At 51.5% G+C, this 17395-nt stretch carries 14 protein-coding genes; 1 reads left to right on the plus strand and 13 read right to left on the minus strand.

Translation table 11 applies throughout. The features are described from left to right. Positions 1-4: 4 nt before the first annotated feature. From JNUCC32_RS19045 to JNUCC32_RS19090, 10 genes are all read right to left on the minus strand, one after another. On the minus strand, positions 5-865 hold the full coding sequence (locus JNUCC32_RS19045; protein ID WP_192569478.1) for a carbohydrate ABC transporter permease: 861 nt from the start codon (positions 863-865) through the stop codon (positions 5-7). Positions 866-877: 12 nt separating this feature from the next. After that, a complete protein-coding gene (locus tag JNUCC32_RS19050; RefSeq protein WP_090910674.1) occupies positions 878-1798 on the minus strand; it encodes an ABC transporter permease in 921 nt (306 codons plus the stop codon). 190 nt (positions 1799-1988) lie between these two features. Next, the gene (locus JNUCC32_RS19055; protein WP_192569479.1) at positions 1989-4298 is read right to left on the minus strand and encodes a helix-turn-helix domain-containing protein; all 2310 of its coding nucleotides are present in this window, start codon (positions 4296-4298) and stop codon (positions 1989-1991) included. Positions 4299-4523: 225 nt separating this feature from the next. Then, on the minus strand, positions 4524-6482 hold the full coding sequence (locus tag JNUCC32_RS19060) for a copper amine oxidase N-terminal domain-containing protein (protein ID WP_192569480.1): 1959 nt from the start codon (positions 6480-6482) through the stop codon (positions 4524-4526). 179 nt (positions 6483-6661) lie between these two features. Further along, positions 6662-7003, minus strand: coding sequence for a hypothetical protein (locus JNUCC32_RS19065; protein ID WP_096775205.1), 342 nt, complete (start codon positions 7001-7003; stop codon positions 6662-6664). Between the two features lie 56 nt (positions 7004-7059). Further along, on the minus strand, positions 7060-9318 hold the full coding sequence (locus JNUCC32_RS19070; RefSeq protein ID WP_192569481.1) for an outer membrane protein assembly factor BamB family protein: 2259 nt from the start codon (positions 9316-9318) through the stop codon (positions 7060-7062). Between the two features lie 185 nt (positions 9319-9503). Continuing rightward, positions 9504-9824, minus strand: a complete 321-nt coding sequence (locus tag JNUCC32_RS19075; RefSeq protein ID WP_096775203.1) for a hypothetical protein — start codon at positions 9822-9824, stop codon at positions 9504-9506. 242 nt (positions 9825-10066) lie between these two features. Continuing rightward, positions 10067-11284 carry a sensor histidine kinase gene (locus JNUCC32_RS19080; RefSeq protein ID WP_192569482.1) on the minus strand — a complete coding sequence of 406 codons (1218 nt, stop codon included), beginning with the start codon at positions 11282-11284 and terminating at the stop codon, positions 10067-10069. Positions 11285-11305: 21 nt separating this feature from the next. After that, positions 11306-11998, minus strand: a complete 693-nt coding sequence (locus tag JNUCC32_RS19085) for a response regulator transcription factor (protein ID WP_012819373.1) — start codon at positions 11996-11998, stop codon at positions 11306-11308. Between the two features lie 152 nt (positions 11999-12150). Then, positions 12151-13335, minus strand: a complete 1185-nt coding sequence (locus JNUCC32_RS19090; RefSeq protein ID WP_192569483.1) for an acyltransferase — start codon at positions 13333-13335, stop codon at positions 12151-12153. A gap of 471 nt (positions 13336-13806) precedes the next feature. Here JNUCC32_RS19090 and JNUCC32_RS19095 point away from each other — a divergent pair, with 471 nt between their 5' ends. Next, entirely contained in the window at positions 13807-14553 is a 747-nt protein-coding gene (locus JNUCC32_RS19095) for a class I SAM-dependent methyltransferase (RefSeq protein WP_192569484.1), read from the plus strand. A gap of 105 nt (positions 14554-14658) precedes the next feature. On the opposite strand, the gene JNUCC32_RS19100 is transcribed toward JNUCC32_RS19095, so the two are convergent. The 3 genes from JNUCC32_RS19100 to JNUCC32_RS19110 form a co-directional block, all read right to left on the minus strand. Further along, positions 14659-15408, minus strand: coding sequence for an SDR family NAD(P)-dependent oxidoreductase (locus JNUCC32_RS19100; RefSeq protein WP_192569485.1), 750 nt, complete (start codon positions 15406-15408; stop codon positions 14659-14661). Positions 15409-15585: 177 nt separating this feature from the next. Then, entirely contained in the window at positions 15586-16074 is a 489-nt protein-coding gene (locus JNUCC32_RS19105; RefSeq protein ID WP_009589718.1) for a cation:proton antiporter regulatory subunit, read from the minus strand. An 82-nt stretch (positions 16075-16156) separates the two neighbouring features. Then, entirely contained in the window at positions 16157-17377 is a 1221-nt protein-coding gene (locus tag JNUCC32_RS19110; protein WP_009589754.1) for a cation:proton antiporter, read from the minus strand. Positions 17378-17395: the final 18 nt, after the last annotated feature.

Genomic DNA, 17395 nt, shown 5'->3' on the forward strand with positions numbered 1-17395 from the left:
ATGACTACCCCTTAATGCCGCCAATCATCGTGCCCTGTACAAAATATTTTTGGATAAACGGATAGACGCACAGGATCGGCAGCGTCCCGATCATGATCATGGCGTATTTCAGCGTTTCCAGATGCGTCAGGTCGCCTTCGCCCTGCACGTTCGTGCCGGCGATCAGGATGTTGCGCATCATGATTTGCAGCGGGTACATTTCCCGGTCATTCAGGTAGATCAAAGCGCTGAAGAAGGAATTCCATTGATTCACCGCCGTGAACAGGCCGATCGTGACCATCACCGGCACGGATAGCGGCAGCACGATCCGCACCAGAATCTGCATGGATCCGCATCCGTCGATGGCAGCCGCGTCCTCAAGCTCCTCCGGCAGCGCCTCGAAAAATGTCCGCATAATGAACAGGTACCATGTGCTGATCAGCGACGGAAGGACGATCGCCCAGATCGTGTCCAGCATCCCCAGCTTCTGAACGATCAGGAAGGTTGGAATCATGCCCCCGCTGAAGAGAAGCGTGAACGCTGCCATAAGCAGAATCACTCTTCGGCCGGGCAGCCATCGCTTCCCCAGCGGATACGCCATCGCCGAGGTTGCAATCAGCGTCAGCAACGTATGCAGGAACGTGTACCGGATCGTATTCCAGTAACTCACCCAGAGATCGGGGTTGTAGATGAGCTGTTCGTAAGCGATCAGCGTAATCTTTTTCGGCCATAGCAGCACCGCGCCGCTCGCGACCATGGCATTGTTGCTGATGGAAGCCGAGAATACGTACACCATCGGGTAGGCCATTACCATGATCAGCACAATCATGAACAATATATTGAATACGTCAAACAGCTTCGAAGCGAAGCTTTCCTGCTTTTTCATCGCGCACCTCCCTTACCACAGGCTGGTCTCCGAATATTTGCGTACGACCCGATTGGCCGCAACGACCAGAATGAAGCCAATCGCCGACTGGAACAGGCCTACTGCGGTCGCGAAGCTGAAATCGGCATCCAGGATGCCCCGCCGGTACACAAAGGTATTAATGACATCCGCGGTTTCGTAATTCATCGTGTTGTAAATCAAGAGGATTTTCTCGAAGCTGGCCTCCATGAAATTACCGAGCGACAGCACGAACAGAATAATCATGACAGGCACCATGCCGATGAACGTAATATGCCGGATCTGCTGCCACCGGTTGGCTCCATCCATCTTGGCCGCCTCGTACAGCGTCGGATCGATGCCGGCAATCGCAGCCAGGTAGAGAATGGTCCCCCACCCGACCTTCTGCCATATTTCGGAGCCCACGTACACCGTCCGGAACCACTCCGGCATGCCGAGAAACATGATCGGCTCGATGCCGAACAGCTTGACGAGCAGATGGTTCACCACGCCCGTGGTCGGAGACAGGAAGGTGACGAGAATGCCCGCGATCACGACGGTCGACAGGAAATGCGGCATGTAGCTGATGTTTTGCACGAACCGTTTGAACCATTTGCTCTTCAGCTCATGGAATAGGATCGCCAGAATGATCGGCGCCGGAAAATGAAACAGCAGATCGTACACATTCAGCATGATCGTGTTGCGTATCAGCTTCCATGCATCGGGGGTGACATAGAAAAATTCAATGAAATGCTTCAGTCCCACAAATTTGCTTCCCAAAATGCCCCGGCCGATCGAATAATCCTGGAAAGCAATGATGATGCCGTACATCGGCGCGTACTTGAATATCAAGTAGTACAAGATGCCGGGCAGCATCAGCAAGTACAACGCTTTATGCTTTTTCAGAACGTAACCGATCCGTGATAGCTGCGCCAATAATCCCCACCTCCGATTGAAAGCATTTACATTCGTTTGTTGTTATCCCCACTATACGAGCCGTGCCTCCTTCGCGTAAAGCAAACATCTTTTCCTTAAGACGCATGTTTTGTTATGCCTGCGCCGCAAGGCTTTCGGCCTGTTCCATGCAAAAAAAGAGACTTCAGAAAATAATGCAGTCTCTTCTTTCTTATTGATGGGAACTCCGGTATTTGGCAGGCGTTATGCCTTCATATCGGCGGAAAGCCCGAATCAAGGAATTCCTCCCCCAATACCCCACCTTTTCGGCGATTTCGTCTATTTTCAAATCGGTTTCAAGCAAAAATTGCTTCGCCTTCATCAGCCGGTACTTCGCGATATATTCCACGTACTTCTCGCCGACCTCCTCCTTGAAGGTTCGACTGAAATGCCCGATGGACATATTCATCATGCCGGCAAAATTCTCGATCGACAGCTCTTGATCGTAGTGCTCGTGAATGTACTCCAAAATCTCCATAAATTGTTGGCTGCGGCTGCTGGAGGCCGGTTTTCGGAACAGAAAGCCATGAATGTCCTGGAAGCATTGCGTCAGCTCGTCCCATGTCATGCAGCGATTCATTCGCTCGAACAGACCGGAATAATAGGGAACGTTCAATTCATTGCGCTCCGACTCCACCGCCCGAATCCAGGTGTTGAGCACATCGGCTAGCAGATATTTCATCTGCACGGCTGACGCATCCTTACGCTTCCCTTCCTCCAGCAGATCCAGCACGGAATGGAGCAGCTTGTCATACTCCCGGGTTTTGCACTGGTTGTGGATCCGCTGGACCTCCTGTACGGACAGGAAAGAGTCCCATTGCTGCAGCTCCCTTGAAGGCAGACTGCCGCAAATCTCCACCGTGGAATGCAGCCCCCGGTAATTCAGCATGGCCAGCGCATGCTCATAGGACTGATGCAGCTCTTCGATGGCATGAATGGTTCTGCCGATCCCGATCGTCGCTTTATAACAGACACCGTATTGCAGAAAAACGTGCCTGATCTGCTCCGCTATTCGTTCCGGATAACCCTCCGTGATGTGATCATGCTGGACGACGCAAGCCATCAAATCCGGCCTTGTCTGGCAGATCCAGACCATGCCGGGCGCCAGCCGGTGGATCTTGTCCTTCAGCTCCGTCAGCAAAAAGATTTTGGCGGATTCCGAAGTCGAATCATAAAACGACCGGTCATAGTGGAAAGAGATGCACAGGACGGTTCTTGCCGCCATATGGCTGTAAGCAAACTCAATCTCCTTGGCGTAGTACTCAATCGATAAGGCATCCCGGTATTGCCCCAGCAGGATTTTCGTAAAAAACTGCTCCTGTACGATCGGCAGCATCCCGTTCACCATCTGGTACAGCTCTTTATTCTCGGTCATGATGAACTGGGAGTAGCGCTTGATGACGTCAAACTCGTTACCTTCGTAACGGCCCTCTTCATTCGGAGCATGGTGCAGCTTCAAGCCATCCTTGATCTCCCGAATCGGCCGGTACAAGCGCCGGCTTAAATAATACGAGGCGAGCGCGCCGACAATGAGGAAGAACAGGAGGAACAACCAGCAGATTAAGCGGGTAATATGGACCGGCTTCATCAATGTGCCTAGATCAACCATGCTGATATAATGCCAGGACTCGTTGAAGCCGGACGCCATGAAGGACAGCCCCATCTTGTCCGATATCGTAAATTGCGAAGCGAAGCCATCCGTGCGTATTCGCTGCTGCAGGTCATGCTGGTCCTGCTCGGTCAAACCGGTCCGGGCGATCACTTGGGCAGTATCATCCACAATGGCCGTGCCCGTGACCCAGCTCTCCGGAATATGAATCCTCTCCTCAAGCTTGTCTCGCTTCACTTCGACCAGGAGGTAAACTTCAGGGGCGGCGGTATTGAACGGGTAACTCATGGAAGCCGTCACGGAAGCGGGGGAATCCATGAAATCCATCATTTTCTTGCCGGATAATTCGGCTTCCAGCTGGTGGCGGCGGTTCAGATCCAAGGGATAGCGGGAACGGAAATAATACGCTTTGTTCGTATAGGTCTCGGCATCGATCATTAAATCCTGATGGACAAAATAATAATAAGCCTTCTCGACCAATTCATCCGATTCCAGCTGCTGCAGCTGCTCCCGCAGGGAATGAAGCAGCTCCGGAAGGAGCTGGCTTTCCGGCGACGAAGACATGGGAGCGAGCAGCACGCTCCGCAATCTGGATGTGCTCAGGATATTAATCATGCTTGTCTTTAGCGATTGAAGCTCGGCATCCGTCTGCTCGGAGAACCGGTTCATCACCACTTGGTTAAAACGCTCGGCATCCTTTTCGATGATGCGAACGACAAGCACCTGAGCAAGAACCGAAGCAACAATGACGGGGATGAGAATAAGGAGAAAATAGTTCGCGAACATTCTCCAAAACAGGGTGTGCCTTCTGGGAGGCGGAGTATCGGCCGCCCCCGGCTCAGACAATCGGTCAGGCGGTATCCTTCGCTTCATGAATGTCCCCCCCTTTGTATTTAAAATTGCAAGTAACAGGGCTTGCATTTACGTTTACTATATTTTGATGTAAGTTATAATATTCGCCGCATAAGGGAGACGGATGGAGCTTGCAGTGGGATGGTATTCGTCCACGAGAAAGGATTGCTTCCATAGCAAAAAAGGCCAGGAATCTCCTGGCCCTTTTCCGAAACGAGAATATCTTTTTTGCTTGCTCGCATTCGCTTACTCGTATTCGAATACGGCATCCGGCGTAAGGGTTACATTGGGTGCATAACTCGGCATCTGACCGGTCTCCTGCAAATACTGCTCAACAATCCGAGCGGCATCTACCAAGGAGCTAAGCAGCCAGTCCTCATAAAGTCTTCCGAACTTTTTGTGAAGCCATTCTGAGGTGTACTCATTCGAAAGGGTGAACAGGGAGTAGATTTCACGGACGGTATTGGTATGCTTGCGACCGTAATCATCCGTCCAAGTCACTTTTTTATTCAAATCCACTTTGCGGATATCTTCCGTTTTGGTCGACAGAATGCCATTCTTGTATTGGTAATAAATGCGCAAGGATTTTTCATATTCATGGCCTTTTAGCAGTCTCCAACCAGCCATGCTTCCGGTCGCAGGAACCGATGACATTTTGCTTTTCCCGGCGTTTCCGGTGTTGCCGCTGCTCGTTACCTTCTTCGGCTCGCCCTTTACGACGAATTGTGCCGCGCCCAGCGTCACGGTCATTTGCTGTTTGGATGCATCCCATTTCAGTTTTGCACCCAGTGCTGCGGTCAGCAGATCCGCGGATACGAGCGTCTCCCCTTTGTTCTGGATCGGAGCGCCTTTCATGTTCACGGTTTTGCCGTTGATCTTCGCCTGCTTGCTTCCTGCCTTAACGGAAAGCTTGGTTTCTCCTACGGTAATATCGAAGGTCTTGGAAGCAGCCTGATATTGGACCGAGCCTCCCACGGCTTGGAATACCGGCTTCAACGGCAGGTAAGTAATCCCCTTTTCCTGCTTGGCGTTCTCCAACGGCTTGCCAAGTCCTGAAACGATTTTCACGGACTGCTTCTTGCCCGCGACCTCCACCGTCAGCGTGGCTTCGCCTACGCCCATGATTTTGTAAGTTCCTTTATCTCCAGCTTTAATTAAATGCGGCTTGTCTACGGACAAAGCGATCATATTCGCCGGAATCTTGTGCTTCTCTCCGCTGCTGTACTGAAATTCGACCGTTGGCGTGATGGAGCTCCCCACCTTCGGCTTGCTGTTCGCTACCTTTAGCGTAACGCCCGTAATGCTCGGAACCGTCACATCATATAATTGTCCATGATCATATTCGGTCCAAGTCCCATCCGATAGCCGGGCGAAAAAGCTCTTGGAACCTTCGATTCCCACAATCTCTTTCACTCCGCTGATCCCGTTCAACGGGCTCATTTCGAAGGTTTGCGTGAATACATCCAATCTCGCATTCCACACCGTTCCGTCCTTTTTGACGAAAATCAGTTTCTGTTCTTTACCGAAAGAAATATCAGCCCCGTCGCTAATCAAGTTTTGGGACAGGTAAGTCGTGCTGCCGTTGATTCGAAGGGTACTGAACAGCACCAGTCTTCCGTCATTGTATAAAATAGCGGCATAGTCTCCGGCAACCTTGATTTTGCGGATCGCGCCCACGTCCGCTGCTTGACCCAGAGCCACGGGCTCCGGCGTATAAGCACGATTATGGTATAAGACCGTCCCCGACTGGGTAACGCCGCCGATAATCCCGTTGTTCTCGTCAAAAACGGAAATTCCCTCAAACCCCTTTACGGTCTGCGGCTTGGAATCAACCATGCGATGGACGATGCCGTCAGAGGTCAACCAGTAACCTTGTCCAACCTGTTTCACATGATTCGCACCCGCTACAGCCTTGTATCCCGATTCCCCCCACATGACCAGTCCGCCGGCGTTATTGACGCCGAATCCGTATCCGCTGGAGCCCGCGATGAACTTCAGATCTCCACCCATCGGAATCGGGATTCGGTTGATGGGGAGACGGCTGTACGTAATCCAGACCGTGCCGTCCTCCATCAAGGGCGTGCCATCGGGCAGCAGCATTGCAATCTTGGCGCTTGCCTTGCCCGACTCCCCATATGCTGCACCGGCCACGCTGGGAACCATCACGCAAACCGCCAATAGCAGAACCAACATTTTCTTGAACATGAATGAACCTCATCTCTTATCAGAATGTAAGTCTTTCAAATCTAGTCAATTTGAACCAGGAATATTATACCATTCAATAGAAACGAAACAATATCAAAATTCGCAAGATAACATAAGACCAAAAAAACGCCCCCAGCATCTGTTTCCAGACACCAGGGACGCTTATCGTTCATCTGCATTTATTCCATGCGCTCAAACACCTTGAATCTTCGGCCTTCCTGCAAAGCCACCAACGTATGTTCATCGACGACATAGATTTCCGTGCCTTCGGGCAGCTCGTTCGAGGATAAATGCGTATCCGGATATTGATCAGGCTCGAGCCGCTTCTGGATCGTGCCCGCCAAGGTCAAATCCGCCTCCGCAAAAGCCTCGGCACCCTCAGTGCCTTTTCCGATATACTCTTGGTCATCGTATTTTACCAAAGACGCATAACTGGCCGACTGCTTGCTGCCGCAGCCCAAACATAGGATCAACAATAGGCTGATGATCGGAAGCCCTGCTAACTTAAGCCTCTTGCCCATAAGTCTTCCTCCTTTGCGGACGTCTCCCTACGGTGTTAGTCATCTATCGATACAAGCTATAACAGCTCATCCAAGCGTTCCTTTAACGCTCGGGCATCATAACGAATAAAAGCTCCGTTGACCGTGCCGACGAGCACTTCCTGATCCGTTACGTTCAGCGCGCCGTTTTTGGCATAGGTCTCTCGCAAATCGACGTTGCCGGTGATCACGTCATGCAATCTGCCCAAGCTTCTGCCGTCTTCCTTGTTCAACACCACAAGATCGCTTCCCAAACTTATCAGCAGGTACGGATCCATGATTCCGTAGCTGCTGCCAACCAGATGGGACAGATCGTCACCCGCTTTGGAAGTGGTCTCCATCTTCCATAGGATGCTGCCGCTCTCTATATCTACCGCAGCCGGAATGCCGTTTAAGGCAAGATAGACTCGCGCTCCCTCGATGACGCCACGGGTGGCCTTCCCTTTAATTGTCCATAGTTCCTTATCTTCAAGGCGGTCATACAGTACGCTTTCGTAAGCGGCGGCCCCGCTGAAATACTCCCCGCCAAGCGCACGCTGCACCAGCAGATACCGCTCATTCAGCACCTCGAACCTTTCCATCTCACGTGCCGGATACGTGTCTTCGCGCTCGCCGGTTTCCGTATTGAGCAGAACCCATTCCTTGCCAAGCAGCATCCAACGTGTTGTCATATCCGCTGGCGCAGTTGGATCGTAACGATAACCTCCGGTAAAATACGGATCTCGGGACGGATCGTCCATCACCCTCTTGCCGACCTTCACATGCCATGCCGCTTTGCCGGTGACCGGATCGTAAGCGGTAAGCTGTCCGTTCTGCTCGATAAGCACGTACGGATCGTCCGTTCCTGCATTCAGCAAGCGGTGTTCGCCGGACAAGGTCTTTTTCCAACGCTGCTTACCGGTATCCTGATCCAGGACGCTCAGCACGCTTTTGGTTTCGTTCATGTTCAAAGCTTCAACCAGTACGATCGCATCGGCCGCAGCCGTCATCGTCAAACCGAATTCGTTCTTGGGCTTAACCTCCCATAACACCTTGCCATCCGACAACCGGATATGCCGCACGCGGGCCACGTAATCCTTAACCTCCGGGTTATATGCCGAGTACATCGTGACATGCTGCCGCTCCCGATCTGTAATGGCCGTATACCATCCGAATCCCGCATCCTCCTGCCACAGCTTCTTGCCGGTGCCCCGGTCAATTGCGTACAAGGAAGAGTTATCGTGCATCCCGCTGAACCCGCCGTCATCTCCCTTGAGAAGCAGGACATCCTCGTTGGCCTCCAGTAGGAAGGTGAAATTCAGATTACCCTGATTTCGCCAATCGGGATCGGCTGTTATGGTCTTGCGCAGCGGCAGGACGTCCAAACGATAGGTAAACTCGTAATCATCGCCAGGATTGTAACTCCGCTCGAAGGATCCCGCCGAAGGGATTACCCATTCGCTGGAACTCAGCTTTCCGGATGGGGAGAACGTCACGGTATAATGGGCATCCCGCTGCTCGTATCTCCAGGTCTCCCCGAGTATCATCGGTTGATTGGAGCTCGATTCCTGATTCCGCGATGCCTCCCTCGCCTGCGGTTCGCCGAGCAGCTTTTTCACGTACGAAGAAGGGGTCCCTTTCTTAAAAAGAAACTCCGTCAAGTTGCGCACCACATCCGTCGCTACTTCCGAATTGCCACCGAGAAGCGCTTCAGGCATCGCCTTCTTGGCTGTCGTGTCCTTCCCTTGTACCCACATCATCGCCGGGCGGTAGATCCGGTAATCTTCCTTCCACTTGGAGGGAGCGACCATAACGCCGTACCAGTCCTTCCACTGGGCTACGGCGATGAGGGACGTTCCCGTCTGGGATACCGGCCATTTCACCGCGCTTCCGGGAGCCAGGTATATGCTGCCGCTGCTGCGCAGTTGAAGCGAGAGCGGGGAAATTTCGTTCACTTTGGCAGCTTCCTTGGAAACATACCATGTCGGGAGCCACAGGTCCCCACGGGAATCGGACTTGATTAATGCCATTTCCCCCTTCACGGAGTGAAGCCGGAGCGATTCTCCATCGGCCCCGTAATAGCTGGCCTTGAGATTCCTCAGATGGCTGTTCTTGCTAAGCGCATTAGGGAAAAAAGCAGTCCTCTGCTGAAGCGTGACGCGTTGACCGGATGTAAAGCTCCCGGTTCCTGCAGCATCGGCGAATACGGGACGAGTGCCCTCCTGCGCCTGCTGAGCCGGAAGTCCGACGAGTGAAATGCAGGCGGCTGCCGTTATTCCGATGAATAGTCGCTTACGGATCGAAACGCGTGTACTCACAAGAAACCATCCTCTCCCATACAAGCATATATATTGTAAACGCTATTATAAGACAATATGTTCCAAAATCAAAACAAAAAAAGCTCCCTTTCAGAAAAGGAGCTCTTTCTAACGCGTGTATGAACGGGCTATTCCTGTTGTGATGCTTCCGCGGCTGATCCGACGCAGGCTCGCTCTCTTCAGCATCATCGGACATTCATTCGCCAGGCTGAATCAGGTACGCTGCGGCTCTGCGTTTGCCTGCCTGTCATGATTCTGGCGCGATTAGACACGCCGTCCGATAATTCCCCCCACACTTGACCGATAAAGGATGCGGGGGCAATAGACGAGTCTCGATTGCCTTCTGATGCCGCCCCGCCGATGGATCGCTCCTCAATCTGCATATTAGCACGGAATGCACTGAACTCTGCGCATCCCGATAATAAAATGACACCAACCATCACAATCATAATCTGCCACGCCACCACGAGCCTGGCGTTCCGTTTCGAATAATCCAAGGATTCCATCCGACTTCCTCCTTATGTACGTTCTGAAGGAAAGTATAAGGAACATATCTTATCAATCAGCGGGGCAAGTTCTTAACGAATGCTTAAATAAAACTGAACAATTCCATAGGGATCCTTGCAGCAGCGATCGGGGAGCCCTTCTCAGGATCATATAAAAACGCTCCCTCGAAGGGAGCGTTCGCTTTGGCTGCCTCAATTGCTTCGCAATGCAGAACGACCACCGTGCGGCAAGCGAACTGCTGCTATACGACTTGGGGAAAGCGGGTTTCAAAGGTCGTCCGCTGCCGGTCGCTCCGAACCCGGATTTCGCCGCCCTGGACCTCCACGATGCTCTTCGTGATCGCCAGTCCCAGTCCCGTGCCCCCGGTCTGCTTCGAACGGGAAGCCTCCACGCGGTAGAAGCGATCGAAGATGAAAGGCAAATCCCGCTCCGGAATCGGATCGCCGTAGTTGGTGAAGCTGATGCTCACCTGACCGCCCACGCTGCGGACGGCGATGTCGATCCTGTGTCCCGACTCTCCGTACCGGATCGCATTGGATATCAGATTCTCGTAAGCCCGGACAAGCTGGGCGCCGTCTGCCCGAATAACGAGGCCTTCCTCCGCCGCAAGCTTGCATTCCATCCCGGCTTTCTCCAAGGACGGGACGAATTCCTCGATCAGCTGTCTCATGAACTGAGCCATATCGATCTCCCTAATATCCAGCGGAAGCCCGTTATTGATCCTCGTGTATTCGAACAGGTCATCGATCAGCTTCTTCAGATTCTGCGCTTTCTCATAAGCGATATTCACGTAATACCGCAGCTCTACTTCATCCTGGTACCGGTCTTCCTCGATAACCTCCAGGAACCCCAGTATCGATGTCAGCGGCGTCCGGAGATCATGGGATACCCCCGTGATCAGATCGTTCTTCGTTTTCTCCGCATGGCGCTCCTCCAGAATGGATTGGTGAAGCTGCCTGCTCATCTGGTTGATGCTCTCGGCGACCTCGCCCAGCTGGCTGCCTGAGCGAACAGGAATCTCGGTATCGAAATTCCCCTTGGCAATCTCGCGAAGGCCATGCGTGATTTCCTCCAGGTACGCGTTCAGCTGCTCGGTCATGCGGTTAATGCTAGCAGCGACGGCGCCTACTTCGTCCCGGGTGTCGAGCTCGATTCTGGAATCGAATCGTCCGGCCGTGATGTCCTGAAGACCGGTCTCTACCTTCCGCAGATCCAGGGCAAACCACCTCGTGCTCATGTAATAGCTTGCCAAAAAAAGAATGACGCCCGTGACCAACATAACCGGCTTCGAACCGAGGTTATTGACGATCCAGGCAAGCGGCGGGTTGATGGCCGGAATGGAGAGGACCAGCGTGCTTAACGCATAGAGTATGATAAGCAGGGCGGCCGCGATGCCGATGCTGGCGAGCAGCATAAGCAGCATCTTCAGGCGGATGCTATGAAGCTTCAATCCTTTCAAGTCAGTCACCTCTGGTTAAGTTTACTCTATTTTGTAACCGATCCCCCATACCGTCTTAATGTATTCCGGTTGCTGCGGATCCTTCTCGATCTTCTCGCGCAGCTTGCGAATATGGACCATGACCGTATTCTTCGATTCCATGAACGGCTCGTTCCATACCTCGGTATAAATCTTGTCCATGCTCAGCACGAGTCCGCGGTTGATGGCCAGCGTATGAAGCAGGGAGAATTCGCGCGGCGTCAGCTTAATCTCCCTACCGGCCACCGTTACCCGGTGGGACGCGACATTGAGGATCAGCTCATCGATCTGGATTTCGTTCTCGTCCCGTACCGATTGATTGTTCAGCTGTTTGTACCGGCGGAGCTGCGATTTGATCCTTGCGACCAGTTCCAGCGGACTGAACGGTTTGGTCACGTAATCATCCGCGCCGATGCTGAGTCCAGCGATCTTGTCAATCTCCTGGCTCTTGGCGGACAGCATGATAATGGGCGTGTTGTTCTCCTCCCGAATCTTCATGCATGCCTGGATGCCATCCATCTGCGGCATCATGACATCGAGAATGATCAAATCCACTTTATGGTTTTTTAGAATCTCCAGCGCTTCCAGGCCATGAGATGCGGTGAGCAGCGTATAGCCCTCATTCCTGACGTAAATCTCCATCAATTTCAAAATTTCGGTTTCATCGTCAACCATCAGTATCGTAACTCCAGACATGGCTCCTCCTTGATCATAAAGCGGCAGTCAGCATAACGCCTTTTACGTTCTCTTCTCCATGGATGTTGTCAGGCCGGGCGATGCTGCTGTTTTGGTTTCCTTTCGCCATGGCCATGCCTCGTCGGGTATACGTCCTATTCTTGCGAAACAGGCTAGGAACCGGAAAGCGGCACAGCCGGCGCATCGGTTGGTTTACCCGATCTCTTCGCCTTCGGAATATTACCGAAAATCACCCATGAGCCCGGTATATATCGAACCGTCAATTCCACGACGATCCATGAACAGCCTAAGGCTGCCGCAAAACCGCCCGCATACCACAGATGGGTTAGGATCGAGTTCCCCGTGGTTAGCGGGAATTGACGGTAGACGAGCAGAAAGAACGGATGAATGAGATAAATCCCGAAGGATACGGCCCCCAGTCTCTCCAGCGCGGGCGTCCATCCGCGTACCCCGGCCCGGTAGAACAGAATGGCGAACTGGAGCAGGACAAGCGCCCCAAAGTAAGTATGCATATTCCACAGCAGCTCGTACAGCGTTGAATTATATCCGGTTCCGTGAAGACGGTTGTTGTAATAAATGTACACATGGCCGAGACCGGCAGCTGCCCATGCGATCCACAGCATCGTCCAAGCCGCTATGCGGTAAGGCTGTGCGTTGGCACGGCTGATCACAAGCCAGGCCTTCAGTTTCGGATAATAGATGCCGATAAAAGCGCCCAGCATGAAGTAAGCTATATAGGACAGGGCCCAGCTTCCCTTATTCGGCACCTGCCAATAATACTTATTCATCAGTATAAACGTCCACTGGATCACCAGTCCAATCGGTATCGCCCATTTTGCAAGCTGCGGCATCTTCTTGAACAACCACAGCACCAGCGGAAACAGCACATAAAACTGAATGCTGATAAACACGAAGTACAGATGCGTATACGCTTTGCCGGTCAACAGCTTTTGAATAAAACTCTCCATCGTCTCGCCAAACGGCCTGCCTTGATAATGCAGATAGTGCAGCAGCCCGAAGTAAAACACGGAAAAGAGCGTATACGGGATGATGATGTACAGCAATCTTTTTTTGTAGAATCCGCCGATCAGCTTCTTGGTCGTAGGGCGGTCATAATAATTGTAGAAGAGTACCAGGCTGCTCAAAAATATAAACGTCGGCGTTCCGTATTTCATGAAGATGTTCATAAAATTGTAGATGAAAAAGTATTTGGAGTCCGTCATGGCCGATACGGCATACGATGTCGAGTGAACGGACAGCACGCCGATAATGGCGAATGCGCGGACCAATTGCAGCTCGGGAAGACGCTCCCTTGGCAGAGAATTCATTTTGTTCATGGCAGTACCCTCTCATTTCAAAGTCCGAATTTTTCTCGTTCCTAACCGAAACGAATTCAACCAGTATAGTAGACATTTCTTAACGTCTTACTTCCAAATTCTTAACAATTGCTTAAGATTCTGGTTCATGCTCCTAATAAAATTCTCCTTGATCCCGAAGAATCCTTGGTCTTACAATAAGAAAAATATCTATCGACGTACTTTCTCAGAAGACAGACCGCGTATAGCGGAAGTTTTTCTTGCGAGATAAGGATAGTAAGACTCTGAAGCTTATACTCTCTTATCTCTTAAAATAATCTTTAATTGGGGTGAATTGGATGCTGATAAGGATCCTTGCCGTTCGAAGTAGCTGGGCCCGGTCTGTCATACTGGACCGGGCCTAGCCAGAATCACAGTAACTGAGCGAACGAATATGAGACGATCTGTTTTCAGCATCCCATTTTATCTCAATTGAAAAGGTGAACCATATATATGAAATCACAGGAATACAAATCATTTTATGATATCGTAGGAGCCTTAAACGGCTGGGATTTCAGCAAGGTCAGATGGATCTCGGAAGGCGTGGAGTGGAATTTTTACGATGAGGTTAGCAAGCGGTGCACATCATCGGGCGTTCTGCTGGATATCGGCACGGGAGGCGGAGAGAACTTGTTGTCCATCGCCTCGAAGGCGGCATTGCTGATTGGAATCGATCTTTCCCATGCGATGATAGAGACTGCCCGGAGTAATAAACGGAAGGCTGCGGCTTCCAACGTACGCTTTGTCCAGATGGATGCAGGGGTGCTTCAATTCCCGGAGGCGTTTTTCGATTTGATTTCATGCCGGCACTCCCCTTTCCGTGCTTCGGAGGTTGCCAGGGTATTAACCGATGATGGCGTGTTTCTAACGCAGCAGGTTCGCGAATGCGATAAAACTAATCTGGCCCAAGCCTTCGGCAGAGGACAATCCTCCCGCGAAGACGGCGCTTTAATGGAGGAATACAAGAGGGAACTTCAGCTGGCAGGGTTTCGCGATATCCAATGCGCCGAATATGATGCCGTCGAGTACTATGAGCGTGAGGAGGATCTTATCTTCCTGCTTAAGCACACGCCCATCATTCCCGGATTCGGACAGGAGGAATTGGATTTCCGCATCCTGCAGCAATTCATCGAGGAGCATCGCACAGATCTCGGAATCCGGACGAATTCCGCACGGTTTATGATCGTGGCGCGGAAATAGCCGGTCCTCCATGGTTATCCATAACCCGTAGCTTACGGCTATTAAACAGAAAAAGCGCACAAGGGGCAGCCCTTGGCGCTTTTTTTTAGAAATCAGCATCGTATATTATCTCAGCATGATGGAACCGCCGTCCACCATCAGCGTTTGGCCGGTCATGTAATCGGAATCGGAGCTAGCCAAGAACACGGCCACGTGTCCGATATCCTGCTCGGGATCGCCCATTTTTTTGAGCGGAATCTTATCGACCATTTCTTGATACGCTTCCGGAAATGCCTGCTTCCACTGCTCTACGCCCGGCGTCAGCGCGATCGGACTGATCAGATTGACATTGATGCCGTCTGCTCCCCACTCGTTGGCAGCCACGCGTGACAATCCCCGGATCGCTTCTTTCGCTGCGGCATAGGAGGCCTGGTTCACCATGCCGGACAGTCCCGCACCGGATGCAAAGTTGATCACCTTGCCCTTGGCTGCTTTCAGATGAGGATAACATTCCTGCATGAAATAAAACGTCGGATAGAATCCGGTATTGAACGACAATGCCATCACTTCATCGGTAGTTTCCACAATGGGTACCTGCTTGGACACATGCGCGTTATTAACGAGAATATCCAGTCTGCCGTAGGTGCTCACAACGTCATCCACGATTCCTTTAATCGAGGCTTTATTCGTAATATCGCCGTTAATAAACATCGAATCGCTATATGCCCTCAGCGCTTTCTCCGTTTCGCGACCCTTATCCTCATTCACGTCCACGATGACGACCTTGGCGCCTTCCTTGGCCATGGCAAGAGCCATGCCGCTGCCGATTCCGCCGGCACCGCCCGTAATTATAGCTACTTTGTCTTTCAATTTCATGCTGTACACGCCTTCTTTCCCGAAAATGATAGCCTCACTATCAAAGATAGATCATTTCGCGAAAAATTTCAAATTTAAAGGATCCGCGCAAAAAAAAGCAAGCCCCTCACCCATGGAGGAGCTTGCTGCTTACGTGTTACGACAGGATCAACTAAAGACCTGTGAAGCTATTCGTTATTAGCCGTTGACCAGCAGTTCTTTCAGCTGCTTGATCTGCTTGCGCTCGCCCGCAAGCACCAGCGTCGATCCTGCTGTCAGGATGTCGTCCGGACCCGGATTGATTTTCTGCTCTTTCTTGTTCACAATCGCTAATACATTAGCGCCAGTACGTTGACGAACCTGAAGCCCTGCAATGGATTGTCCCACGCATTTGTAATGCGGCTCGATTCGCGCCCATTCGATGATCAAATCTTCGAGCGTCACTTCGATGGTCTCCAGCGCTTTCGGTTTATACGTCATGCCGCCGATAATGCCTGCGATTTGTCTTGCCTCGTCATCCTCTAATGTAATCTGGGAGATGGTCTCCTCAGGATCGTCATCTTCAAAGTGGTACAACTCTCTACGGCCATCGTCATGAATAACAACAACCAGCTTATCCCCTGATCTCGCCTGAATAAGGAACTTCTTCCCGATACCCGGCAGATCAGATTCGCGAATAATACTCATGTGTAAATCCTCCGTTCTGGGGTTAATTCAATCTCTAGATTATATAGATTAGTTGGAAGAAAGTAAATCATCCCGGGCTTCCCTATGCATTCCTTTTTTTCACTTTCTCCACTGGATCGCTCCATTTGAATATTTTATTCATTCCACGGTACACGCGCTTCGACTCCTTGGCCAATAAGGGCCCAAGAATCGCGAGAATCAGGACATAGAGTGCCGAGAATGGTTTCAGCATCGCGGACAGTCCGCCGGCAAGTCCCAGATTCGCAACGATAATCGTGAACTCCCCGCGCGCCATAATAGTCAAGCCGATGTTAAGCGACGATTTATGCGATAGTCCGGCCTTGCGTCCCGCTATCATGCCTGCGACCAGGTTGCCGATTATGGTCAGTACCACGGCGCCAAGAGCCAGCCATAACGCATTCCCCAGCGTGGTCGGATCGATGCCGAGACCGAAGCTGAAGAAGAAGATCGCTCCAAAGAAATCACGGAAAGGTATGACCAGCTGCTCGATCCGTTCGCTATGATCCGTCTCCGATAAAGCCAGTCCGAACAGCAGCGCGCCGATCGCTTCGGCTACGTGCAGCGTCTCCGAAAACCCGGCAATAAAGAACATCGACGAGAACACTACGATAATGAAAATCTCGCTGGACGTAATATTCAGCAATTTGTTAAGTATGGGTGGACCTTTTCTCGCAATAACAAAGAACAACAGCATGTAACCTATGGAAATGCAAACCGAGAGGATCGTTGCCCCTATCGATGTAGCCCCGCCTAACAGCAGTCCCGACATAATCGATAAGAACACGGCAAGGAAAATATCATCGAACAAAATCATGCCGAGTATGAGTTCCGTCTCCGCATTCCCCGTGCGCCGCAGATCCACAAGCACCTTAGCGACGATGGCGCTGGAGGAAACCGACAGCATCCCTGCAATGATCAGCGTCTCGTACAGAGGCATGTTGATCACGAAACCGTAAGCCACACCCAGCACGAAGTTCAATACTACATATACGGTTCCGCCTACCACAATGTTTCGTCCGGACTTGATCAATTTTTGAACCGAAAATTCAAGACCAAGGTAAAAGAGCAGGAATAGAATACCGATCTGTCCCAGAAAATCGATGATCCCCTGGCTCTCAATGAACTTAAAGTCAAGAATCCCTATCGTTGGTGCATGCGGACCGACAAGCATCCCGAGCACAATCAAGAACGGTATGATCGAGAACTTGAGCTTTCCAGCAATTACGGAGGCTATAGCAACCAGAATCAGAGCAGTTCCAACCTCAAACATCATATGGTCCATAGAAGACCTCCTCCTCCT

This window comes from Paenibacillus sp. JNUCC32 (assembly GCF_014863545.1).
Taxonomy (GTDB): Bacteria; Bacillota; Bacilli; order Paenibacillales; family Paenibacillaceae; genus Paenibacillus_AQ; species Paenibacillus_AQ lautus_A.